This is a genomic window from Rhizobium ruizarguesonis, from assembly GCF_012349115.1.
Classification (GTDB): Bacteria; Pseudomonadota; Alphaproteobacteria; order Rhizobiales; family Rhizobiaceae; genus Rhizobium; species Rhizobium ruizarguesonis.
The window spans coordinates 150,422-174,175 of the sequence record NZ_PQIG01000035.1; the positions used below are offsets into that span (position 1 = coordinate 150,422).

Here is a 23,754-nt window from a genome sequence, read left to right on the forward strand (position 1 = left end):
CTGGATCCAGCAAATCATGCGGCGGAAACCCTCCGCCGCATGATTCTAAAGCGCGTCGCAATCTTTCAGATTCGCGTCACGTGCTTTAGCTTTTTGTTTTGCGCATGTCGTTATCGCAAAACCGCTGCACACTTTTGCGCGACATGCTTTAGTCGTGTCAGGATCGCCCATGTATACCTACATCGCCAAACGGCTCTTGGTCGCCATACCGACGCTTTTGATCATTTCGATCTTCGTCTTCTCGCTGCAGAAGCTGCTGCCCGGCGACCCGATCCTTGCCATGGCCGGCGAGGAACGCGACCCGCAGGTTCTCGAATTCCTGCGAGAGAAATACCGGCTGAACGATCCCGTGCCCTATCAATATGTCCGCTGGCTGGGTGCCGCACTGCAGGGCGACCTCGGCATCTCGCTGCGCACCAACCAGCCGGTTCTGCAACTCGTCGGCGAAAAGCTGCCGGTCACCATCCAGCTTGCCATCATGTCGATGATATTCGCCTTTGCGATCGGCGTGCCGATGGGCATCCTGGCGGCCGTCAAGAAGAACACGATGATCGACTATCTCGCCAACATCATCGCGCTGACCGGTCTGTCGATCCCGAATTTCTGGCTCGGCATCATGCTGATCCTGCTGGTTTCGGTCAATCTCGGCTGGCTGCCGGCATCGGGCTACGAACCCTTCTTCAGCAATCCGCTTCGTTCGCTGGAAACCATGCTGATGCCCTCCTTCGTGCTCGGCAATGCGCTGGCCGCGACGCTGATGCGACATACCCGCTCGGCCATGCTTAGCGTACTCAGCGCCGATTACATCCGCACCGCCCGCGCCAAGGGACTGCCGGAAAGCACTGTCGTGCTCGAACACAGCTTTCGCAATGCGGTGCTGCCGATCGTGACGCTGACGGCGCTGCTCTTCGGCGAATTGCTCGCCGGCGCCGTGCTCACAGAACAGATCTTCACCATTCCGGGTTTCGGAAAGCTCATCGTCGACGCCGTCTTCAACCGCGATTACGCCGTCGTCCAGGGCGTGGTGATCTGCACCGCGATCGGCTTCATCCTGATGAACCTCCTGGCCGACATTCTCTACGTCCTGCTCAATCCGCGCATGAGGGCCGCCCTATGACCGCGATCGGAGAGACCGGCATTCCCTCTGCGGTCGACCGCACGCCGAGCCGCGCCTGGCGCAAGCTGAAGGCCAACAAGGGCGCCCTCGTGGGCCTTGCGATCATCGCCTTCTTTTCGATCCTTGCGGTTACCGCTCCCCTTCTTCCGATTCCCGATCCGAACGCCACAAGCTGGTCGGCAATCCGCAAGGCACCTTCCGCCGCCCATTGGCTTGGCACCGACGACATCGGCCGCGACATTCTTTCCCGGATGATCTGGGGCGCGCAGGCATCGCTGATGGCCGGCGTTTTCTCGGTGGCCATTGCCGTTATCATCGGCGTGCCCTTCGGTCTCATCTCCGGTTATTTCGGCGGCTGGATCGACATGGTGATCTCCCGCATCACCGAAGCCTTTCTCGCCATGCCTTTCCTCATCACCGCGATCGCGCTCGCAGCCTTTCTCGGCCCGAGCCTGACCAATGCGATGATTGCGATCGGCCTTTCGGCCATGCCCGTCTTCGTGCGGCTGACGCGCGGCCAGGTGCTTTCGGTCAAGACTGAGGAATATGTCGAGGGCGCCCGCTCGATCGGCCTCCGGTCCTCAAGCATCATCACCCGCTACATTCTGCCGAACGTCTTTGCACCGATCCTCGTGCAGGCGACGTTGACCATCGCCACCGCAATCATCGCCGAAGCGAGCCTCTCCTTTCTCGGCCTCGGGCAGCAACCGCCGGCGCCGAGCTGGGGCTCGATGCTGAACGTCGCCAAAAATTTCCTCTCCCAGGCGCCATGGATGGCAATGTGGCCGGGTGCCGCGATCTTCCTCGTCGTCATCGGTTTCAATCTTTTAGGCGACGGCCTGCGCGATGCGCTCGATCCGCGCGAAGCATGATTTCTTGAAAGGACATTTGACATGACCGCTTTCACGACCCGTCCAGAAATCCTCGGCACCTTCGGCGTCGTCACTTCCACGCACTGGATCGCCTCGGCGGTCGGCATGAGCATTCTCGAAAAGGGCGGCAACGCCTTCGATGCGGCAGTGGCGACGGGTTTCGTGCTGCAGATCGTCGAGCCGCATCTTTGCGGCCCGGGCGGCGACCTGCCGGCGGTGATTTATTCGAAGAAAAAGGACAAGGTCGAGGTCATCTGCGCGCAGGGCCCCGCCCCCGCCGGTGCGACGATCGAACACTATACGGCGGAGGGCCTGAGCCTGATCCCCGGCGATGGGCTGCTTGCGACCGTCATCCCCGGCTCCTTCGATGGCTGGATGCTGATGCTGCGCGACTATGGCTCGATGAGCGTGCGCGATGTGCTGGAACCGGCGATCTATTACGCCGAGCACGGCCATCCGATGCTGCCGCGCGTCTCCGCCACCATCAAGGGGCTCGCCGCCTTCTTCGAGAAGGAATGGCCGACCTCCTACCAAACGTGGCTGCCGGGCGGCAGCGCCCCCGAAGCGCATGCGAATTTTAGGAATCCGGTGCTTGCCGAAACCTGGAAGCGCGTCATCGCCGAGGCGGAAGTGAAAGGCGGCCGGGAAGCGCAGGTCGAGGCGGCCCGCGACGCCTTCTATCGCGGCTTCGTCGCCGAGAAGATCGACGACTATCTGAAGACCGCAGAGGTGATGGATGCAAGCGGCAACCGCCACAAGGGCGTTTTGACCGCCAACGACATGGCGAACTGGTCGGCGACGATCGAGGAACCGCTGACCTATGATTATCATGGCTGGACGATCGCCAAGATCGGCCCCTGGGGCCAGGGTCCGGTCTTCCTGCAGACCCTGTCGATCCTCAAAGGCTTCGATCTCGCCGCGATGGATCCCGCCGGCGCCGATTTCGTCCACACCGTCGTCGAGGCGATGAAGCTCGCCTTCGCCGACCGCGAAGTCTATTACGGCGATCCGAATTTTTCGGAGATTCCCATCGCGCATCTGCTGTCGGAGACCTATGCCGCCGAGCGCCGCAAGCTGGTCGGCGCGGACGCCTCCTTCGATCTTCGTCCCGGCATCGTGCCTGGCTTCGAAGCGCAGCATGATCTGACGATGAAGATGCTCGGCGCGGATTCCAAGACCGGCGCCGTCTACGAGCCGACCATGGCGCATCTTTCCGAAAAGCGCGGCGACACCGTGCATATCGACGTCATCGACCGCGACGGCAACATGGTCTCCGTCACCCCGTCCGGCGGCTGGCTGCAATCCTCCCCGACCGTGCCCGGCCTCGGCTTCTGCCTCAATTCCCGCGCCCAGATGTTCTGGCTGAAATCAGGCCTGCCGACGTCGCTTGCTCCCGGCAAGCGGCCGCGCACGACGCTGACGCCTTCGCTCGGCCTCTATGAGGGCCGCCCTACGCTCGCCTTCGGCACACCGGGCGGCGATCAGCAGGAACAGTGGCAACTTTCCTTTTTCCTGCGTTATATCAATCACAAGCTGAACCTGCAGGCGGCGATCGACCAGCCGCTGTTCCACACCTCGCATTTTCCGGGCTCCTTCTATCCGCGCACCCGCGAACCCGGCAGCCTGATGGCGGAAGCGAATTTCGGCCCTGATGTCCTCGATGCCCTGCGTCGCAAGGGTCACAAGCTGACAGTCGCCGATCCCTGGACGATCGGCCGGCTGACTGCCGCAAGACGCGATGCCGACGGGCTGTTGCGCGCCGCGGCCACCCCGCGCCTGATGCAGGCCTATGCGATCGGGAGATAGCCATGACCTGGTCCATCGTCGCCCGTGATCCCTTGACCGGCCATCTCGGCATCGCCGTCGCGACCCGCTTCTTTGCCGTCGGCGCCCTGGTGCCGCATATTCGCGGCGGCATCGGCGCCGTTGCTACCCAGGCCTTCGTCAGCCCGCTTTACGGCCTCGACGGCCTGTCGCTGCTGGCTGCAGGCAAGGCGCCGGAGGAGATTATCGCCGAGCTGACCGCGCGTGACGCCGGCCGAAATCAGCGGCAGTTGCACCTCATCGATGCGAAGGGGCGCAACGCCGCCTTCACCGGCGCCGCATGCATCGACTGGGCGGGGCATCTGATCGACGAAAACGTCTCAGTCGCCGGCAACATGCTCGCAGGTCCTGACGTCGTCGCCGAAACGCTCGCCACCTACAACAATGCGATGGACAAGCCGCTGGCCGAACGCCTGCTCCTGGCGATGCAGGCAGGCGAGGATGCCGGCGGCGACAAGCGCGGCAGGCAGTCCGCCGCCCTCGTCATCCACCGCGACCAGGATTATCCCTGGCTCAGCATCCGCGCCGACGATCATCCCGATCCGCTCGCCGAACTTGTCCGCCTGCATACGGTGGCGGGTGAACGTTATCTGCATGTCGCGGAGACGATGGCGACGCGGCAAAATCCGAACGGCATGACTGACAGGCGCGAGATCGATGAAAAGATCGCGGCGCTGGAAGCGGCCCGCATCGCGGAAGGCGGGCCTTCCGCCTCGTTCGCCACGCCTTTGAAGATGTGAATTAGATAAAACCAAGGGAACGATATGAGTGATGTTTCTTCAGCCTCCGCCTCTCCTGTTCTCTCGGTCAGGAACCTGACGACCGCCTTCCTCGTCGATGGCGACTGGAAGCCGGTGGTGCGCGACGTCTCCTTTGACGTCATGCCAGGCGAGACGGTGGCGATCGTCGGCGAAAGCGGCTCGGGCAAGAGCGTCACCTCCCTTTCGATCATGCGGCTTCTCGCCAAGGGATCGAGCCGCATCGATGGCGCCATCACCTTGAACGGCAAGGATGTTCTCGCCCTCCCGGAAAAGGAGATGCGCTGGGTGCGCGGCAACGACGCCGCCATGATCTTCCAGGAGCCGATGACATCCCTCAACCCGATCTTCACCATCGGCCGCCAGATCTCCGAAGCGCTCACCTGCCACGGCGATATCGGCAAGGCCGAGGCGCGGGCCGAAACCGTGCGCTTGCTGGAAAAGGTCCGCATCCCGAACGCCGCCTCGCGCTTCGACGAATATCCGCACCAGTTCTCAGGCGGCATGCGCCAGCGCGTGATGATCGCCATGGCGCTCGCCAGCCGGCCGAAATTGCTGATCGCCGACGAGCCGACGACGGCGCTCGACGTGACGATCCAGGGCCAGATCCTCGACCTGATCAAGATGCTGCAGGAAGAAGAGGGCATGTCCGTTCTCTTCATCACCCACGACATGGGCGTCGTCGCCGAAATCGCCGACCGCACCATCGTCATGTATCGCGGCGAGGCTGTGGAAACCGGCACGACCGACGACATCTTCCATCGCGGCAGGCATCCCTATACCCGCGCTTTGCTCTCGGCCGTGCCACGGCTCGGCTCGATGGCCGACCGGAAATGGCCGCTGCGTTTCCCGGTCGTCGATACCACGACCGGCGAACGGCGCGAGCCGGTCGAGGTGGCCGACACCGTCGACCGCCGCCGGACGCCGATCCTCGAAGTCAAGAATCTCGTTACCCGTTTCGATATCCGCGGCGGGCTGCTCGGCCGCAAGACGGGAGCGATCCATGCGGTCGAGGACGTCTCCTTCAATCTCTTCCAGGGCGAGACGCTGTCGCTCGTCGGCGAATCCGGCTGCGGCAAATCGACCACCGGTCGCTCGATCACCCGCCTCGTCCAGCCGAACGGCGGCAGTGTCAGCCTCGACGGTTATGACGTGCTGAGCCTTGACGCAGTCAGTCTCAGACGGATGCGCCGCAGCATCCAGATGATCTTCCAGGATCCCTTCGCCAGCCTCAACCCGCGCATGACCGTCGGCGCCGCCGTCGCCGAACCGATTACGGAGCACGGCCTCGGCAGCGGCGCTCAGGCCCGCGACAAGGCGGCCGATCTTCTCGAACGCGTCGGACTGAAACCCGACATGATGAAACGTTATCCGCACGAATTCTCCGGCGGTCAGCGCCAGCGCATCTGCATCGCTCGCGCGCTCGCACTCGATCCGAAGGTGATCGTCGCCGACGAAAGCGTTTCGGCCCTCGATGTCTCGATCAAGGCGCAGGTCTGCAATCTGCTGATGGACCTGCAGCAAAGCCTCAACCTCGCCTTCCTGTTCATTTCCCACGATATGGCGGTGGTCGAGCGCGTCAGCCACCGCGTCGCGGTGATGTATCTCGGCGAAATCGTCGAGATTGGTCCGCGCGCGGAACTGTTCAGCAATCCGCAGCACGCCTACACGAAGAAGCTGATGGCAGCCGTGCCTGTTCCCGACCCCTCGCGGCGCGGCATCAAGCGCAACCTCGGAACCGACGAGCTCAAGAGCCCCGTTCGTCCGGTTGGCTACGTGGCGCCGCCGAGCCGATACCGGGAAGTGACGGCAGGCCATCTGGTGCGGGTCGATGAAGCCGCCTGAGCGCGGAAACCCATTCTCTGGAGCAGAGGATACACAAGTATTGCGGGAAAATAACCCGTGCTGGTGGCGCGCGGGCCGTCATTTTTGCTGCACCGCTTATATGACTTATGCTAGATATTATTTTACCGATAATTATTAACGACCGATTCCACCCATTTGTGTTCTCTTATCCTTGCGAATCAAAAAGGTTTGATTTGCCCGGGGACGGCCACCATGTTGAAGCATGGGGCGATGCAACAGTTGGGTAGGAGCCTATGCTGCAACGGATTGAAGACATTGATGCAGCGCTCGTCGACAGGCTGCAGCATTCGGCGTTCAAGTACTTCCTGAAATATTCCAATCCCGAAAATGGCCTGGTGGCAGATACCTCGATCGGCGGTGTGCCGGCGAGCATCGCGGCCGTCGGCTTTGCGCTTTCCTCCTATCCCGTCGGTGTCGAGCGTTGCTGGATCAGCCGCGAGGAAGCGGCCGAGCGTACGGTCAATACGCTGCGTTTCTTCGCCGAGGCGCGTCAGGGCGAGGAACGCCACGCGACCGGCTACCGCGGCTTCTTCTATCACTTCCTGCATATGGATACCGGCCATCGCGCCTGGAACAGCGAGCTTTCGACCATCGATACGGCGCTGCTTGTCGCCGGCATCCTCACATCAGCGCAATATTTCAATCGCGAAGACGACGAGACGGAGACTGAAATCCGTGAACTCGCCACCTTCATCTACGAGCGCGTTGACTGGCGCTGGGCGCTGAACAAGGGCGACACCATTTCCATGGGTTGGAAGCCCTCATCCGGCTTCCTGCGTTGGCGCTATCACGGCTTCGACGAGGCGATCATTCTCTATACGCTGGCGCTCGCGTCGCCGACGCACCCCATTCCGCAATCGAGCTACGACGCCTTCACGTCAAGCTATTCCTGGATGCTGCACGGCGAGCAGTCCTATCTCTATGCCGGGCCGCTCTTCATCCACCTCTTCTCGCATGCCTGGATCGATTTCCGCACCATTCAGGACAAGCCGATGGCGGAGCGGAACTGGGACTATTTCCGCAATACGCAGGTGATGATCAACGTCCAGCGTGACTATGCCGAACGCAATCCCGGCCAGTTCGTCGGCTATAACAGGAATATCTGGGGTTTCTCTGCCTGTGACGGCCCGCCGCCGACACGACGCATGCGTGGCGGCCGCCAGCCGAAGGTTCTGGGTTATGCCGCCCGCGGCGCACCGCTCGGCCCGGATGACGGCACGATCGCACCCTGGGCAGCACTTGCCTGCCTGCCTTACGACCGGCAGGCGGCTCTCGACGGCACCAAGGCGCTTCTGACCACCTATCCGAACCTGCTCTTGGAAGGCGGCTTTCCCGGCGGCTTCAACCCGACGGTCAAGACCAAGCGGCCGGAAGGCTGGGTCGACGACCGCACCGTCGGCATCGACCAGGGCCTTGTCGTCATGACCATCGAGAATGACCGTTCGGATTTCATCTGGAAACTGATGCGGCAATCGCCGGTCATCCGCCTCGGGCTCGAGCGCGCCGGCTTTACCGGCGGCTGGCTCGAAGGCATCGAGCCGGAAGAAGTGGTGCGCAAGTTCGGCTAGCGCATAAGCCCGGAAATCGAAATGGATTTCCGGAAAGGATGACGCGAAAACTAAAACAACAGAGCCCGCGCGTCCAATAGGAGGTGCGGGCTCTTAGTTTAGCTCTCGAAGACATGCGCCTTGCCGGCGATATCGAGGCGAACGAGATCGCCTCGCGCCGGAAGCGCAACGCTCGAGGTCTTGATCAGGATCGGCGGCAGCGCAACGCCGTCCAGCGAAACCGCAACGGTGCAGACCGCGCCGCCGAATTCCACCTCGACGACACGCCCGCCATATTTGCGATCGCTTTCATCGGCAACGACGCGGATCTGCTCGGGCCGCAGCATGATCTCCGCCTTGCCCTGACGACTGCCCTCGACGGCAACGCGGCCGAGGGCGCAGTCTGCGAGGCCGTTTCGGATGATCGCGGGAAGCAGCACGGCATCGCCGAGGAACAGCGCCGTCTCGCGATCGCGTGGATGCAGATACAATGACTGCGGCGATCCGGCCTGGATCAGCCGTCCTTCCCTAAGCACCGCGACCTGATCGGCAAAGGTCAGCGCCTCTTCCTGGTCATGGGTGACGAGAATGGTGGTGATGCCGGCCGCCTGCAGCACGCGCGCAACCGCCTTGCGCATGTTTTCACGCAGGCCGGTATCGAGTGCCGAGAACGGTTCGTCAAGCAGCATCAGCCGCGGCTTGCGGCCGAGCGCACGGGCGAGCGCCACACGCTGCTGCTGGCCGCCGGAAAGCTGATGCGGGCGCCGCACCAGCATGCCGCGGTCGAGCTCGACCATATCGAGCAGCTCAAGTACGCGCTGCTCGCGATCCGGGGCCCTTCGCTCGAAGCCGAAGCCGATATTCTCGGCAACGCTTAAGTGCGGAAACAGCGCGCCGTCCTGCGAGACGATGCCGATGCCGCGCTTGTGGGCCGGTACTGTCGCCGGACCGTCTGCGAGCAAGTCGCCATCCAGCGTTACCCTGCCGACATCCGGTTGCTCGAAGCCGGCAATGATGCGCAGCAGCGTCGTCTTGCCCGAACCGGACGGGCCGACGACGGCGGTGCGGCTGCCTGCCGAAACCTCGAGCGAAATATCTTTCAACGCCTGGACAGGGCCATAGCGCTTGCTGATGTTTTCGATCGTGAGCAGCGTCATTGGCCGGCGGTCCGTTTCGATTGGGTATAGAGCATCAGGGTGAGCGGCAGCGACAGCACGACCATCATGAAGGCGTAAGGGGCGGCCGCGACATAATCGATCTCGCTGGTCAGCGACCAGAATTTCGTCGCCAGCGTATCGACGCCGTTGGGCGACAGCATCAGTGTCGCCGTAAGTTCATTGGTGATGCCGAGTGCGGCCAGCGCGACGCTGGCGGCCGCTCCCGGTGCGGCAAGCCGCATGGTGATCTGCCGCACCGCCTGGCCCGGGGTGCGGCCGAGGCCCATCGCCGCGCGCTCCAGCTCCACCGGGGCCTGGGCGATGCTGGCGCGCAGCCCGACCATGGCGCGCGGCAGGAAAAGCATCACATAAGCGACGAGCAGCGTTGCGAAGGTCTGATAGAGCGGCAACACGAGACGCACGGTGATCGTCACCAGCGCCAGCGCCACGACGACGCCCGGCAGCGAGCCGACATAATAATGGCAGGCTTCAAGCACACGCTGGAAGCGGCCGGGCGCACGCACGGAAAGCCAGGCCATCGGTGCTGCGGCAATCGTCGCCAGCACGCCGCCGACAATGGCAAGCACGATCGTCTGCAGGAAGGCGCTGCCGACCTCGATGCGCCAGATATCGGTACCGCCAAGATAGAGCCAGCGGCCAAGCGTCACCAGCGGCACGCCGAGCGTCAGTACCGCGAGAATGACAGGCAGCAAAACGGCGGGCACCACGAACCAGCCCAGCCGGCGGCGGTCCGTGGGACGTGGCGAGCCCGAGCCGACGCGGGCATAACGTTCGTTGCCGCGCACCAGCACCTCGAAGCCGAGTAGAAAAAGGCAGCAGGCGACAAGCACGCCGCCGAGCATGTTGGAGGCCGGGCTGTTGTAGGAGGACTGGAACTGGTCGACGATGGCAGTCGCGAACGTGTCGAACCGGATCATGACGAACAGGCCGTACTCCGAAAGCAGATGCAGGGCGATCAGCAGCGAACCGCCGCAGATGGCGAGCCTGAGCTGCGGCAGCACGGCGCGGAAGAAGACGCGCCAGGGATTAAGGCCCAGCGAGGCAGCGGCATCCTCAATGGCCGGATCGAGACGCCGCAGCGCTGCGGCGACCGGCAGGTAGAGGAACGGATAGTAGGCGATGACCGAGACGAAGACGCCGCTCTGCAGGCCGCGCATGCCGGGAACCAGACTGACCCAGGCATAGCTGTGTACGAAGGCAGGCACGGCGAGCGGAGCGATCGCCAGCCACGCCCACAGCCGCGCAAAAGGAATGTCCGTCCGCTCCGTCAGCCAGGCAAGCGTCACGGCAAGCGCGATCGACAGCGGGATGGTGATCGATTCCAGGAGAATCGTATTGACAAGAAGTTCGCCGACGCGCGGCCGGAAGACCAGGGTCTTCACCGTTTCCCAGCCGACATCGTAGGTGACCCAGCCGATGAAACCGAGCGGCACGAGACTGAAGATCGCGACAACGGTTGCGAGGAGGATCACCGAAGCGTGCGGCATACGTCCGCGCGGCAAAGCCATTCGCGTGGCCCTCGGCGCGACCGGCGCCTGGTTGCCGGATGCGAGCAATCTGTTGTCCTGCAGCAAGGCCGATGCCTCTACACGCTGAAAAAGGAAGGCAACCGCCTTTGAAAGGCGGTTGCCGGATATCGTCATGCCCTAAGGTTTTCTTGAGCCAAATGCAATAGTTTTGGCCGGAAGACGCCTGCGGCAGAAAGATTAGATCAAGCCGGCGGCCGTCATCAGTTCGACGACCTTCTTGCTGTCGAGGGTCGAAGCTTCGACCTTCGGAGCGTTGAGGTCGGCAAGCGGAGTGAGCTTGTCGTTGGAGGGCGCATCCTTGCCAATGGCATATTCGTAGGAATCGCCGTCCTTGAGGACTGCCTGGCCAGCCTTGCTGGTGAGGAACTTCAGGAAAGCCTGGGCTTCCTTCATGTGCTGCGTGGACTTCAGGACGCCGCCGCCCGAAACACTGACAAAAGCGCCCGGATCCTGGTTCTTGAAGTAATGCAGGCCGACATTCTTGCTGTTCTCGCCTGTTTTGGCCTGATCGCCGAACCAATAATAGTGATAGATAACAGCGCCTTCGACTTCGCCGGCGTTGACGGCCTTCATGGCGACACTGTTGCCCTTATAGGGCGTGGCGTTTTCCTTGAGACCCTTCAGCCAGTCGGCGGTCGACTGTTCGCCCTTGAGCTGCAGCAGGGCAGCAACGATGGCCTGGAAGTCGGCACCGGCGGGGGCCGCACCCCAGCGACCCTTCCAGGCCGGATCTGCGAGGTCGAGCAACGACTTCGGCAACTTGTCTTCGGTGAGCTTCGTCTTGTCATAGGCAAAGACCGTGGTGCGGGCGGCAATGCCGGTCCACATGCCGTCAGCCGGGCGATACTGCTCCGGAACCTGATCCAGCGTTTCCTTTTCGATGGGGGCGAAGAGGCCCGCGCCATCGACCAGCGTCATCGCCGGTGAATTCTCGGTCAGGAATACGTCAGCTGGAGAGGCGTCGCCTTCCTGGATGATCTGGTTGGCGAACTGCATGTCGCTGCCCTGGCGCATGGTGACCTTGATGCCGGTCTCCTTGGTGAAGGCGTCGATCCATTCGCGGCCGAGGCTTTCGTGCTGGGCATTGTAAACAACGAGACCTTCGTCCTGCGCATTGGCGCTGCCTGCGAGCGCGGTGGCAGAGAGAAGCGAAGCAGCAAGCGCGAGGGAAAAACGGTTAAGAGCAATGTTCATGATGGCCTCCGTGGCGATGTCACCCGAGCTCTCCAAGGGCGATGAGAGGCGTATATTTTTCCTGACTGCAGATTTCAAGTTTGTCTTGGCCGGAAAAGCCATCACAATATCTTGACTAAATATTTCATATTACAGGGGAATAAATCTCGATTTGGAAAAAAGGCGACGCTCCCAAGCGCCGCCCCTCTTTTGCAGCCTTTTGCAGCCGCCTATTCGACGTCGAACTTGACGCCCTGCGCAAGGGGCAGCGTTCTGCCGTAGTTGATCGTGTTGGTGGAGCGGCGCATATAGGCCTTCCAAGCATCCGAGCCGGATTCGCGGCCGCCGCCGGTTTCCTTCTCGCCACCGAAGGCGCCGCCGATTTCGGCACCGGATGGTCCGAGGTTGACGTTGGCGATGCCGCAATCCGAACCGCGGGCGGAGACGAAGGTTTCGGCCTCGCGCATGTCGTTGGTGAAGATCGACGACGACAGTCCCTGCGGCACGGCATTGTGCAGCGCCAGCACGTCGTCGAAATCGCTATACTTCATCACATAGAGGATCGGCGCGAAGGTCTCGTGCTCCACCGGTCCGGTCTGATCGGGCATTTCGACAAGCGCCGGGCGAACGTAGAAGGCGTCAGCCGAACCATTGTCGACGCGGTCACCGCCGGTCACCGTGCCGCCGGCCGACTTCGCCTCGCCAAGCGCTGCCTGCATCTTCTCGAAAGCCCGGCCGTCGATCAGCGGTCCCACAAGCGTCCCAGCCTCGAGCGGATTGCCGATGGTGACGGAGCCATAGGCCTTCTGCAGGCGCGGCACCAGCTGGCCGTAGACGCTGTCATGCACGAAGAGACGGCGCAGCGTCGTGCAGCGCTGGCCTGCCGTGCCCATGGCGGAGAAGGCGACGCCGCGCAGCGTCAGGTCGAGATCGGCCGACGGGCAGACGATCGCCGCATTGTTGCCGCCGAGTTCGAGAATGGCGCGGGCAAAACGCTGCGACAGGCGCGGACCGACGGCGCGGCCCATGGCCGTCGAGCCGGTGGCGGAAACCAGCGGGATCTTCGGATGATCGACCAGCACTTCGCCGACCTCGCGGCCGCCGATAATCAGCGTCGACAGATTGGCCGGCGCCGTGCCGCCCTCGGCGACGAAACGCTTCAGCGCCTTTTCGAACAGCGCCTGCACGGCAAGCGCCGTCAACGGCGTCTTTTCCGAGGGCTTCCAGACGGTGGAATTGCCGCAGACCATCGCAAGTGCGGCATTCCACGACCAGACGGCAACCGGGAAGTTGAAGGCGGAGATGATGCCGATCACGCCGAGCGGATGCCAGCTTTCCATCATCCGGTGCTCGGAGCGCTCGGTGGCGATCGTCAGGCCGTAGAGCTGACGGGAAAGACCGACCGCGAAATCGCAGATGTCGATCATCTCCTGCACTTCGCCCAGACCTTCCGAAGTGATCTTGCCAACCTCGATCGAAACGAGACGGCCGAGCGCCGCCTTGGAGGCGCGCAGTTCCTCGCCCAGCAGGCGGACCAGTTCGCCGCGCTTCGGCGCCGGCACGGCACGCCATTCGAGGAAGGCCTGGTGCGCCGCTTCGATTGCCGTCTTCGTCTCGGAAACGGAATGTTCCCTGAGTTTGCCGATTTCCTTGCCGGTGACCGGCGAGGTGACGGAAAGCGTGCCGCCGTGATAGCGGCCGGCATCGACGCCGAGTTCGGCAAGCAGTTTGGCGGTTTCGGTGGCGAGATCGAGGACGGCGATGGTCATTGTCGTGTTTCCAATCTTATTATTCTCAGAAGCGTGCATCGCTTTTTAGAAGCGGGCATCGGCGAAATGGGCGACCTGAGCGCCGGCTTCGTACCATATTTCTTTGAGTGCACGGAAGCTTGGCTCGGAGGGCGATGTCAGCGGTAGCGGCAGATCGGCTTCCGGAAGCCGGCCGAGGATATGCTCCGCCAGCGTACGGCCGAAGACCGTACCGGGGGCAATGCCGCGGCCATTGTAGCCCGAAAAGCCGACGACACCAGGTGCGAATTTGTGGAAGCGCGGCAGCGCATTGTCGGTCATGCCGATCTGGCCATACCATTCGCACTCGAATTCGACGTCGCCGATATCAGGGAAGAGCCGCTTCAATGCGCGTTTGGCCCAGCCCTTGTGCACGGCAAGCCCGGTATTGCGCAGCGCCCCGACACTGCCGAAAACGAGCCGGCCGGCCTGGTCCATGCGAAAGGAGGATAGGATTTCCTTGGTATCCCATGCGCCTTCCCGCCCTGGCAGGATCGACTGACGCAGATTGTGGCCCAGCGGCACGGTGGCGAAATTGAAATAGGGCAGATGCACTTGTTCGCTGCGCACCTGCTCCCACGGACCGGTGCTGTAGGCATCCGTCGCGACGATGATCCACTCGGCGCTGACTTCGCCGCTTGATGTCTTCACGGTCCAGCGGCTGCCATTGCGCTCCGTTGCGATGACCGGGCTGGACGTGTGAATGGCGACGCCACCCTTGACGGCGGCATGGGCAAGGCCGCGCGCATAGGCAAGCGGCTGCAGCGTTCCGGCGCGTTTGTCGAGCAGCGAACCGGTATAGGCATCGCTGCCGATGCGTTTTGCCGTTTCCGCCGCATCGAGCAGCGTCACGGCTGCGCCGCGGGCGGACCATTGCGCCGCGCGATCCTCGATCTCCTTCAGCCCATCCGCGCCAACCGCGCAATGCAGCGTGCCGTTCCGTTCGAGTTCGCAGGCAATCTGATGTTTGTCGATCAGCTCCATGACGAGCTTCGGCGCATTGCCGAGCAGATCGAGCAGACGTTCGCCATGCACCGGGCCGAGCACACCGGGCAGATCGTTCGGCATCACCCACATGCCGGCATTGATCAGTCCGACATTGCGCCCGGCACCGCCGAAGCCGATCTCCTTCGCCTCCAGCAGCACCACCTTCGACCCGGCTTCGGCAAGATGCAGGGCGGAAGAGAGGCCGGTGTAACCGCCGCCGACGATGACGACATCGGCCGATACCGCGCCTTCGAGAGGCGAGGTCGTCGGCGCTTCGGGCGCTGTCTTTTCCCAGAGGCCGTGGGAGCGCGGATCATTCAGCATGGCTCAGTCCGATCAGAGCGAAATCGCGGGTACTCTAATGCATAAAAGAAAGTGTTGAAGCAGCCATTTCACGCAACGGTCTTCAGCGGCAGGCCCGCAAGGCCGAGCGCGGCCAGTGCCGAATCCAGCGATGCGGCCTGGCGTTCGGCGTAAAGCGCCAGCTCGTCCTGAACGGTAGCACCGAGTGCTGCCTCGAAGGCGTCACGGTTCGAGCGGGTCGCATAGTTCTGCTGCTGGTCGGTGCCGAGGTTCGACTGGAAGATGCCGGCCGCGCTGACGGGCAGAAAGTCTTCGTAGACGATCGGGGTGAAAGCAAGGTAACCCCCGGCGATCAGCGCCTCCGGATCGCTGGGCAGCCTGCTGCCGGCCGCGGCGGCAATGCCCGCAGGCGTCGCGGAATAGCGGAAGAAGGCCAGATCCGCCCTGCGCAGCTCGTCCCAGCTGTCCGGCAGTGCCTTGAAACGCGCGGCGAGTTCGTGATCGTAGGCGCCGGCCTTGGCGCCGCCGGCGCCCACCTGCACCTCGCCGCGAACCGAGGCGAGCAGCTGGTCGTAGAGCACCCGGCCCTTCGCCGTCAGCGCCACACCGCGCTGTTCGATCTCGCCGAAGCGGGCGGTATGTGTGCCTTTAATGGCACCGTCGTCACCGGAAAAGGCGATCGTTTCCTCCAGCGCCTTGAAACTCGTCTGTCGCAGCAGGATATCGCAATGCCGGCGCGGCGGCCCTTCGATGACAGCCTTCGGCGTGATGCCGCGTTCCGGCATGCGGGCCTGGACGGCGTCGATATCGAGCGTGCGCGGCGTCAGATGGTTGATGTGCGGTCCCTTGAAGCTGACGACGTCAGCGATCAGCCGATGGGCGTCGTGCAGGCGCTTGTAGGTGTCGGCGCTGACTGTCGCTTCGCCATGCCAGCGGAAGGTTTCCAACGCCTCGGCGACGAATTCCGTCGCTTCCGCCTCGGTCAGGCCGCCCTTGTGCTCGTGGCGCTCGATCAGCGCGACGGCGCGCGGCGTGTAGATCCGCCGTTTCGCCAGAATGGCTTCGGCTTCGCCGCGCAGCCCTTCGTCCTCGATCAGTTCCAGTCGCAGCAGCGAGGTGAAGACGCGGAATGGATTGACGTTGAGCGCTGCCTCGTCGATCGGCCGGAAGCTGGTGGAATGAACCGGCACGCCGGCGACCGAAAGATCGTAGTAGCCGACCGGCTGCATGCCCATGACCGCAAACAGCCGGCGGATAGTGAAGAGTTCGTCTGCCGTACCGAGCCTTATAGCGCCGTGACGCTCGACATCGATGCGCTCCAGCTCGCCGGCGCGGGCCAGGCGCGCGCGCAGATCGGGATCCCTTTCGAGGCAGCCGGCATTCACATCCGCCACCAGTTCGATCAGCGTGCCGTATTGCGGCACCTCCGCCCGGTACATCTGCGACATCGCCTCGGTAAACAGTGATCGGATGCGGTCTGGGGAAACGAAGGCTTGCGGCATTGAGAAACTCCGGCTCATTCCGTTTTTGCAGGATGAACCTCTTTACACGCGCGACAAAGCTGGAAATATCGCTATTTCGGAAATAGCCCATTCTGAAACGGAATGACCATGCTGACGTCTAGACGTTTTCTGCCATCGATCTCGCATCTCGCCGCCTTCGAGGCGGTTGCCCGCACCGGCAGCGTGACGGCAGCGGCGCGCGAACTCGATCTGACGCAGAGCGCCGTCAGCCGCCAGGTGAGCGCGCTGGAGGAGCAGCTTGGCGTCGAGCTCTTCCTGCGCGAACGCCAGACCATGCGGCTGACGCTTGCCGGCGACGGATATGCCCGCGAGATTCGCGAGGCGCTGCGGCGCATATCGAGCGCCTCGCTGAACCTGCGCGCCAATCCGCATGGCGGCACGCTTAACCTCGCCATCCTGCCAACCTTCGGCACGCGCTGGCTGGCGCCGCGCCTGGGACGCTTCCTCGCCGCCAATCCCGGCGTGACCATCAATCTGGTGACTCGGCTTTCGCCCTTCGATTTCCGCCTCGATTCGATCGACGCCGCCATCCATTTCGGCCACCCGCACTGGCCAGGCGCCGAGCTCGCGCTTCTGATGTCGGAGCGCACGGTGCCGGCCTGCAGCCCTGATTTTCTGCAACGATACGCTATCAAAGCGCCGGAGGATCTGCTTGCCGTTCCGCTCCTGCATCTGACGACGCGCCCTGACGCCTGGGAGCAATGGTTCGCCAGCAACGGCGTTTCCTTCGAAAACGTGCACGGCATGCTCTTCGACCAGTTCGCCACCGCTGCGCAAGCGGCGATCGCCGGCCTCGGCATCGCCCTGCTGCCGACATTCCTGATGCAGGAGGAGATCAGGCGCGGCGATCTCGTCGCCGCTGTCGACCGCGAAATGGAAAGCCGCGAGCGCTACTATCTCGCCTTTCCGCCCGAGCGCGCCGACTACGCACCGCTTGCCGCCTTTCGCGACTGGATCATCGCGGAAGCAGCCGCCAATCCGACTGCGTGACGAACGGCTTGCATCGGCATGGCGCTTTCGACCATTATATCGGCCAAACAACTTTGCAGGAAATCTCCATGAAGCCGATCTTCGTCCAGCTCCAATGCGCACCCGGCAAGACCTATGAGGTCGCCGACGCCATCTACCAGACCGAACTGGTCTCGGAGCTCTATTCCACAAGCGGCGACTACGATCTGCTGCTGAAGGTCTATATCGAGGAAGGCCAGGATATCGGCAAATTCATCAACGACAACATCGCCAATATTCCCGGCATCGTCCGCTCGCTGACGACTCTGACCTTCAAGGCATTCTGAATCCCCGTCAGACACGGTTAACCTTTTTCGCGAAGAATCGCCTTGGCAGGACGTCGCCTAAACCGCGCCTTAACGCCGGGCATGTCTGGTCGTTGCTATCACGGGCCCGCGTCAGTGCAGGCCGGCACGTGCAGCGATAGGTGGAAAATGTCGATCGTCGAGGCAGATTGGGCGCGCGCGAAGCCGCAGTTGGAAACAGCCCCGCTGATCGTCCATGTCGTGCGCCAGTTCCTGCCCAACCGCGGCGGCCTCGAAGACGTGGTCGCCAATCTCGCCCGCCAGACCGTGCGCCGCGGTTATCGCGTGCGCGTCGTCACGCTGGATTCGCTCTTCACCGCGCCGCAGGACAAGCTGCCGCCTCGCGAAGATATCGATGGTATCGAGGTGGTGCGCATTCCCTGGTCCGGCACCAGCCGCTATCCGCTGGCGCCACAGGTCTTCCGCCATCTCGCCGATGCCGATCTCGTGCATGTCCATGCCATCGACTTCTTCTTCGATGCGCTCGCCTGGGGCCGGCTGCTGCACGGCAGGCCGATGATCGTCACCACCCATGGCGGCTTCTTCCACACGCGGAAATACGCGACGATCAAGAAGATCTGGTTCCAGACGCTGACCCGTGCTTCGGCGATGGCCTACCGCCGCGTCGTCTGCTGCAGCGCCTCCGACCTCAGGCAGTTTTCCGAGATCGTGCCCGACAGCCTCCTGATCGAAAACGGCGCCGATATCGGCAAGTTCGCCGACACCGCTTCGCGCCGGGCAAAGCGCCGCATCGTCACGATCGGCCGGTTTTCAGTGAACAAGCGGCTGGACCACCTGCTCGATGCGATGGCCATGCTGAAGACCCGTGACCCGGAATGGCATCTCGACATCGTCGGCGCCGAATCCGACCTGAACCGGGCGGATGTCGAAGGCGCAATCGAAAGCCGTCATCTTTCCGGCCGCGTCACCCTGCATGTGTCGCCCGAGAACGACACGATCCGGCGCATCATCGCAGAAGCCTCGATTTTCGCCTCCGCCTCGGAATATGAAGGTTTCGGCTTGGTGGCGCTGGAGGCGATGAGCGCCGGTCTCCTGCCGGTGCTGAACGCCAACGATGCCTTTACGACGCTTGCTGCCCGGCATCCCGTTCTCATGCCTGCCGATTTCACGAATCCTGAGAGTGCCGCCATGGGGCTCGAAACGGCCTATGAACACCTTTCGCGCCAACCGGACACCGTTCGAGCCGAGCTTCTCGATGCCGCCCGCGGCTATTCCTGGGATATCGTCGCCGGACGTTATATCGATCTCTACAGATCGCTGGATGTCGTCGCCGCCGAAAGCATCTGATCCTGTCTTTCTACCGCATAGACGCTACAGCGTTGCGCGTGTGAAAAGACGCGCGGCGCTGTAAAATCCCCGGTCACGCTCTCGCCAGACGGATGATCTCGTCGAGCACGAATTTGCGCGATTGCGGCGGCGTCAGATTGTGGTCGGCATCCGGCAGCATCAGCAGCCGCACGTTCGGATAGCGGGAAAGCCTGGCGCCGCGCGGCCCGAAGTGGAAATAGACGTGGTCGAGACCGACATCGCCCTCGCTGTAGATCAGCGTCAGCGGCACCTTGCGTTTGCCGAACAGCGCGAAGGAGTGCCGAACCTCGCGGGCGATATGGCGCCGGTCGGGAAGCAGCTCGAGCACCGGCGCGATCCACGGCGACAGCCGGCGGCCGGCGGCGATGACGATGTTCTGCAACGCCGAGACGACATCCACCTGGCCGCGCAGCAGCCGCTTCAGCGTGTCGAGCCGCGCCAGGCGCTGGCTGTAATCATCGAGGCTGCGGGGAACGGAGACGACATGCTCCCTGCGCACCGGCATGTCAGGATCCCAGTAATAGACGAACGGATTGATCGACACGACAGCCTTCAAGCGCTCGTCGGCGACGCCGGCGCGGAAGGCGACATAGCCGCCGCTGCATCGGCCGGCGACCATGACGGGGCCGGCGACGACGCTTTCGAGCAGGTCGAGCGCGGCGACCGCATCCCCGGTCTGCGTGTCCGAATAAAGCACCTGTTCCGGCGCATCCGGCCGCGGCGGGCTGTCGCCGACATTGGCAGAATCGAAGCGCAGCGAAACGACGCCTTGGCGGGCGAGCTCGCGCGCCATATCAACCGTCGTCCGTCCCCAGCCGGCATGCCGGTCATAGGCGGTCGACAGGAAGAGCACGGCATTGCCCTTGATCTCGCCGAGCGGCCGGCTGACGACGCCGACCAGATGATTATGGCTTCCGAAACGGACCGGCGTTTCCGCAAAACCATCACCGGCAAGCGGCGGGTTGTCGATCGCTGCCGACGAATGGGCGGCGGATGTCTCCGTCGTCGTTGTCTCCAGCCACGCCGTCAGCAGCGCGACGACAGCCATCGGCGTCTTGGCAAACAGCGGGTTGGTGGCGAGCTCGTCATAACCTTCGAAAGCCGTCTGCTCGACATCGGCGCCAAGCGCCTTCAGCGCATCGGCAAAGCCGGTATCCTCGGCCTTGGCCGGACGTTCGAGGATCAGATAGCGGGAGGTTGCGAGCCCCTGCGGCGAGGCGATGCTGAGCTTGCCGAGCTCGGCAGCAATCTCTTCGGGCATGACGAGCCCGGCGATCTGCACCTTGGCGGTCTGGACATGCTCCTTGCCGAGGCCGAGATCGGCATCGATGATCTTGGACCACATGGTGAGTTCGCGCAGATAGGCCCGGCCGCTCAGCACCGGCGCCAGCATGACGAGGCTGTCGACGCCTTCGATCGACGAACCGACGCGATGGGCAAGCGTCGCACCGAGGCCCTGCGCGATGAGGATGATGCGGTCGCAGCCGCTCAGCGACTTCAACTTGTCGGCGGCTGCACGGATCGAATCTTCCCAAGTTTCCAGCCTTGCCGGCAGCGCCCCGAAATCGAGCGCATCGCCGGTGCCGCGATAGTCGAAGCGCAGGCTCGGCACGCCGATATCCGAGAAATGCTCGGCCGCGACGCGGAAGAATTTGCGGCTGCACATCTCCTCGAAACCCCAGGGGCTGACGAAGAGCACGGCGGCCGAACGATTCTTCACGAGCGGATTCTCGGGCATGAACAGCCCGATCGTACCGTCGAAGACGACGGGCAGGGCAGCACTGCGCCCCGCACCCTCGGCCGGGTCCAGCGAGAATTCGCCGGGCGCGACCTTGGCGCGATCGGGATCGCCGGGAAGCCGCGGTGCGATGAAATTGATTGCGTGGCCAACCGGTCGCCGCAGCAGGGACGGCATCTTGTCGAGAATGGAGCGCATGACTTCGACATCCTCGCCCGGCACGGCGCGCAGCACCCGGAGTGCAGCGAAATAGGCGAATGCGCCGGCGATGATCGCGCCGACCAATCCGGCCGGACCCTGGACGAATTCCAGTACGGAAGTCGCTCCGCAAGCACAGAGGACGGAGGCGAGCGTTACCTTCGTCAGGCTTGCGTAGAGACCCGAAAGCTGGGATCCGAATCCTGTCTGTCTGATCATCATCATCGACATCGCAACGAATACGAGGATGCGCACGATTGCGGCGCCCTCAGCCGCAAGCCTAGGTACGATCAGTAAACAACCCGCTACCATCAGTAGGCCACCTATCACACTGATATTCAGGCGGGAGCGGGCCCTGTCCATTGACAGCAGGTAGAGGCTGAGGATCTGCATGAAGGTATAGGCGGGAGCAACAAGCGCAAGCAGCGCCACCACCGTCCCGCTGCGGCGGAACGCTTCGCCGAACACCACAATCACCAATTCGCTGGAGATCGCGGCAAGCCCGAGGCTCATCGGCAGCACGATATAGGCCATGCTTCGGGTGACGGCGGCAAAGACCTCGACCGGCAATGTCGAATCGTCGCTGCTGTGGCGCCGCTCGGAATAATAGGGCAGCAGGCTGCCGGTCATCTGGATCGGCAGTTGCAGCGCGATATTCGCGATCGACAGGCCGACGGCATAATAGCCGACCATCTCCACCGACCAGAATTGCTGCAGGAAGAGCAGCTCGAGCCGGTTGAGGAAAATGGAATCGATGATGAACTGGATCGACAGGATGACGGAGGAGGAGGCGAGATATTTCAGCGAGACCCCGCACCAGTCGCGCCGCGCCAGAAGGATCGGCAGCGTGGCGAAAAACAGCACCAGCTGGCCGAGCGCATAGCCGACGAGAACGCCTTCGACGCCATAGAAGACGGCGCCGACGGCAACCCCGGCAAGCTGCACGATCGAGACGGCGACCGTCAGCTTAAAGAAGGCGCCCAGCTTCTTTTCGCCGATCAGGTAGAATTTGACGAAGGAACCGATCGCCTGGACGAAGAACAGCACGCCCGTGACCAGAGCGACGGATGGCGCCGTATCGGCCCAGTGCATCTCTTCGGAGGTCAGGAAGAACAACGCGTAGAGCGCCAGCAGCACGACGGTCGAGAACATCATGAAGCTGACGAGGATGGCGGCAAAACCCCGCCGGCGGCGCGCGTCGAAGCCTTCCGCCGAAAGCTGCGGCAATGTCTTCAGCAGCGTGATGCTGGAGCCGAGCTCGGCGATCGACGCGCCGGTCACCACCAGCCAGAGCGAAAAGGCGACGATGCCGTTGGCTTCCGGCCCGAGCAACCGCGCGGTTATGATCGAGGAAACGAAGCCCGTCAGAAGCAGCAGCATGCCTGCCGCCCCGTTCATCACCGAGTTTGCGATAATACCCTTCGACATCTGTCCATCCGTCAGGATCGGCCTACCGCCGCATACCTGCCATCTCTAATGCGAAAATGTTAAAATAAAGCGGAGTGACGACCTCAGCTTAGCTGGTCTGCATCGCCGCCAGCGTCTGAAGCGCGTTGTCATAGCTGTTGTCCGCGAGGTAGCGCAGCAGGAACGCTCGCGCCTTCTCCGCCTTCTCTCGCGCACGCTCTGGCGCGCGGAAGATATCCCGCAAGTGCGTGGCCGCCACTTCTGGAGAAGGATCGGCCCAGACCGCGCCCTCGAGCCCGGCAAATTCCGGATGGGTGTCGACCACCGGAATGAGGGGAGAGGCAACCAGCCAGCTATTGTCGGGATCGCAGAAATCCGCTGTTCCCGACCAGGCCGTGGAAATGACCGGCGTACCCTGCATGATCGCCTCGGCAACCGTCAGCCCGAAACCCTCGGAACGATGCAGCGAAAGATAGGCGTCTGAGCAGCGGATGAGGCCGTTGATATCGGAGTCCGACAGCCTGTCGGTGACGATCCTGATCCGGGTATTGCCTGCGACCGAGGCGACCAGTTCGCGCAGGCCCTCATCCTTGCCGATATCGCCACTGGCCTTCATCAACAGGAAGGCGCTTGGAGCTTCTGCGGCGAATATCCGGAAGGCCTCGATGACGGCCTGCGGATTCTTCCGGTTGATCGAGGAGCCGGCGCTGAAGATGAAGCTGACGAGAAAGGCGTCTTCCTCGATGCCGAATTTCTGGCGCATGCCTTCCGTTGCCGGCTTCTCGGTGACGGGATGCGGAACCACGATGACGGGTGCCGCCGTGAGGGGCGCAATCGCCCGCCTGGTGAATTCCGACGGCACGAAGACGGCATTCATGTAATGCATGGCATTGCGCCACTCCGCCGGCACGACTTCGAGCTCCCAGGCGAAATAACCGATGTTGAAAGCGCGAGTGAAATTCGCTACGCCCTTCTTCAGGATGGCGCGCGGCAGCATCGGCGGATTGAGATGCCAGATCCGGCTTCCCGCAGGTTCGGTGGAGAGATGCGACGGCATCCATCCGGCGAAGGAATTCTCGTCAGGATGCGTGCTGACGTCGGAGAGCGAAATCGCCCGCCCCGCCTCCGACAACGCGCCGGCGCAGAGCCTTGCCGATTCGCCGACGCCGACCGCCATCGAGAGATAGCCGACGATTTCCACCGGCCTGCGCGGATTGAAAGCACGACGCGACCGCGGGATCAGCCGCTGCAGGACATGGGCGCGCAGAAGGCGGTATATCGTTCTCAAATCACGGTCTTTCCCAA

General features: G+C 63.0%; 17 protein-coding genes. 9 read left to right on the forward strand and 8 right to left on the reverse strand.

Annotated features, from left to right (window positions below; genetic code table 11):
* Positions 1–169 precede the first annotated feature (169 nt).
* From C3Y91_RS05135 to C3Y91_RS05160, 6 genes are all read left to right on the forward strand, one after another.
* Complete coding sequence (locus tag C3Y91_RS05135; RefSeq protein WP_024320455.1) at positions 170–1,117, forward strand: ABC transporter permease; 948 nt, start codon at positions 170–172, stop codon at positions 1,115–1,117.
* Entirely contained in the window at positions 1,114–1,989 is an 876-nt protein-coding gene (locus C3Y91_RS05140; RefSeq protein WP_018072020.1) for an ABC transporter permease, read from the forward strand. Before C3Y91_RS05135 ends, C3Y91_RS05140 begins: the two co-directional genes overlap by 4 nt.
* A 21-nt stretch (positions 1,990–2,010) precedes the next feature.
* Positions 2,011–3,795: a gamma-glutamyltransferase family protein gene (locus C3Y91_RS05145; RefSeq protein WP_130763843.1), complete on the forward strand. Its 1,785-nt coding sequence runs from the start codon at positions 2,011–2,013 to the stop codon at positions 3,793–3,795.
* A gap of 2 nt (positions 3,796–3,797) precedes the next feature.
* Positions 3,798–4,553, forward strand: coding sequence for a DUF1028 domain-containing protein (locus C3Y91_RS05150; protein WP_075224951.1), 756 nt, complete (start codon positions 3,798–3,800; stop codon positions 4,551–4,553).
* Between the two features lie 24 nt (positions 4,554–4,577).
* Complete coding sequence (locus C3Y91_RS05155) at positions 4,578–6,416, forward strand: ABC transporter ATP-binding protein (protein WP_130656615.1); 1,839 nt, start codon at positions 4,578–4,580, stop codon at positions 6,414–6,416.
* Between the two features lie 254 nt (positions 6,417–6,670).
* A complete protein-coding gene (locus tag C3Y91_RS05160) occupies positions 6,671–8,005 on the forward strand; it encodes a glucoamylase family protein (protein WP_018072016.1) in 1,335 nt (444 codons plus the stop codon).
* A gap of 98 nt (positions 8,006–8,103) precedes the next feature.
* Here the strand turns inward: C3Y91_RS05160 and C3Y91_RS05165 are convergent, their stop codons facing one another.
* The 6 genes from C3Y91_RS05165 to hglS all read right to left on the reverse strand — a co-directional run bounded on the left by C3Y91_RS05165 (position 8,104) and on the right by hglS (position 16,461).
* On the reverse strand, positions 8,104–9,141 hold the full coding sequence (locus tag C3Y91_RS05165; RefSeq protein WP_018072015.1) for an ABC transporter ATP-binding protein: 1,038 nt from the start codon (positions 9,139–9,141) through the stop codon (positions 8,104–8,106).
* Positions 9,138–10,805 (reverse strand): ABC transporter permease, encoded by a 1,668-nt coding sequence (locus C3Y91_RS05170; RefSeq protein ID WP_130763845.1) that lies wholly within the window; start codon positions 10,803–10,805, stop codon positions 9,138–9,140. The genes C3Y91_RS05165 and C3Y91_RS05170 overlap by 4 nt, the downstream gene beginning before the upstream one ends.
* Before the next feature lie 63 nt (positions 10,806–10,868).
* Positions 10,869–11,885, reverse strand: coding sequence for an iron ABC transporter substrate-binding protein (locus tag C3Y91_RS05175; RefSeq protein ID WP_130763846.1), 1,017 nt, complete (start codon positions 11,883–11,885; stop codon positions 10,869–10,871).
* Between the two features lie 209 nt (positions 11,886–12,094).
* Complete coding sequence (gene amaB / locus C3Y91_RS05180; protein WP_168575099.1) at positions 12,095–13,633, reverse strand: L-piperidine-6-carboxylate dehydrogenase; 1,539 nt, start codon at positions 13,631–13,633, stop codon at positions 12,095–12,097.
* Between the two features lie 45 nt (positions 13,634–13,678).
* Complete coding sequence (locus C3Y91_RS05185) at positions 13,679–14,962, reverse strand: NAD(P)/FAD-dependent oxidoreductase (RefSeq protein WP_168575100.1); 1,284 nt, start codon at positions 14,960–14,962, stop codon at positions 13,679–13,681.
* A 68-nt stretch (positions 14,963–15,030) separates the two neighbouring features.
* On the reverse strand, positions 15,031–16,461 hold the full coding sequence (gene hglS, locus C3Y91_RS05190; protein ID WP_024320462.1) for a 2-oxoadipate dioxygenase/decarboxylase HglS: 1,431 nt from the start codon (positions 16,459–16,461) through the stop codon (positions 15,031–15,033).
* An 84-nt stretch (positions 16,462–16,545) separates the two neighbouring features.
* Between hglS and C3Y91_RS05195 the strand changes: the two genes are divergently transcribed.
* The 3 genes from C3Y91_RS05195 to C3Y91_RS05205 all read left to right on the forward strand — a co-directional run bounded on the left by C3Y91_RS05195 (position 16,546) and on the right by C3Y91_RS05205 (position 19,085).
* Complete coding sequence (locus C3Y91_RS05195; RefSeq protein ID WP_024320463.1) at positions 16,546–17,454, forward strand: LysR family transcriptional regulator; 909 nt, start codon at positions 16,546–16,548, stop codon at positions 17,452–17,454.
* Positions 17,455–17,522: 68 nt separating this feature from the next.
* Positions 17,523–17,759, forward strand: coding sequence for an Lrp/AsnC ligand binding domain-containing protein (locus tag C3Y91_RS05200; RefSeq protein ID WP_003567502.1), 237 nt, complete (start codon positions 17,523–17,525; stop codon positions 17,757–17,759).
* A gap of 147 nt (positions 17,760–17,906) precedes the next feature.
* Positions 17,907–19,085 carry a glycosyltransferase family 4 protein gene (locus C3Y91_RS05205; RefSeq protein ID WP_130706608.1) on the forward strand — a complete coding sequence of 393 codons (1,179 nt, stop codon included), beginning with the start codon at positions 17,907–17,909 and terminating at the stop codon, positions 19,083–19,085.
* 73 nt (positions 19,086–19,158) lie between these two features.
* Here the strand turns inward: C3Y91_RS05205 and C3Y91_RS05210 are convergent, their stop codons facing one another.
* On the reverse strand, positions 19,159–22,470 hold the full coding sequence (locus tag C3Y91_RS05210) for an oligosaccharide flippase family protein (protein ID WP_130656620.1): 3,312 nt from the start codon (positions 22,468–22,470) through the stop codon (positions 19,159–19,161).
* An 88-nt stretch (positions 22,471–22,558) separates the two neighbouring features.
* Complete coding sequence (locus tag C3Y91_RS05215) at positions 22,559–23,737, reverse strand: glycosyltransferase family 4 protein (RefSeq protein ID WP_130662457.1); 1,179 nt, start codon at positions 23,735–23,737, stop codon at positions 22,559–22,561.
* Positions 23,738–23,754: the final 17 nt, after the last annotated feature.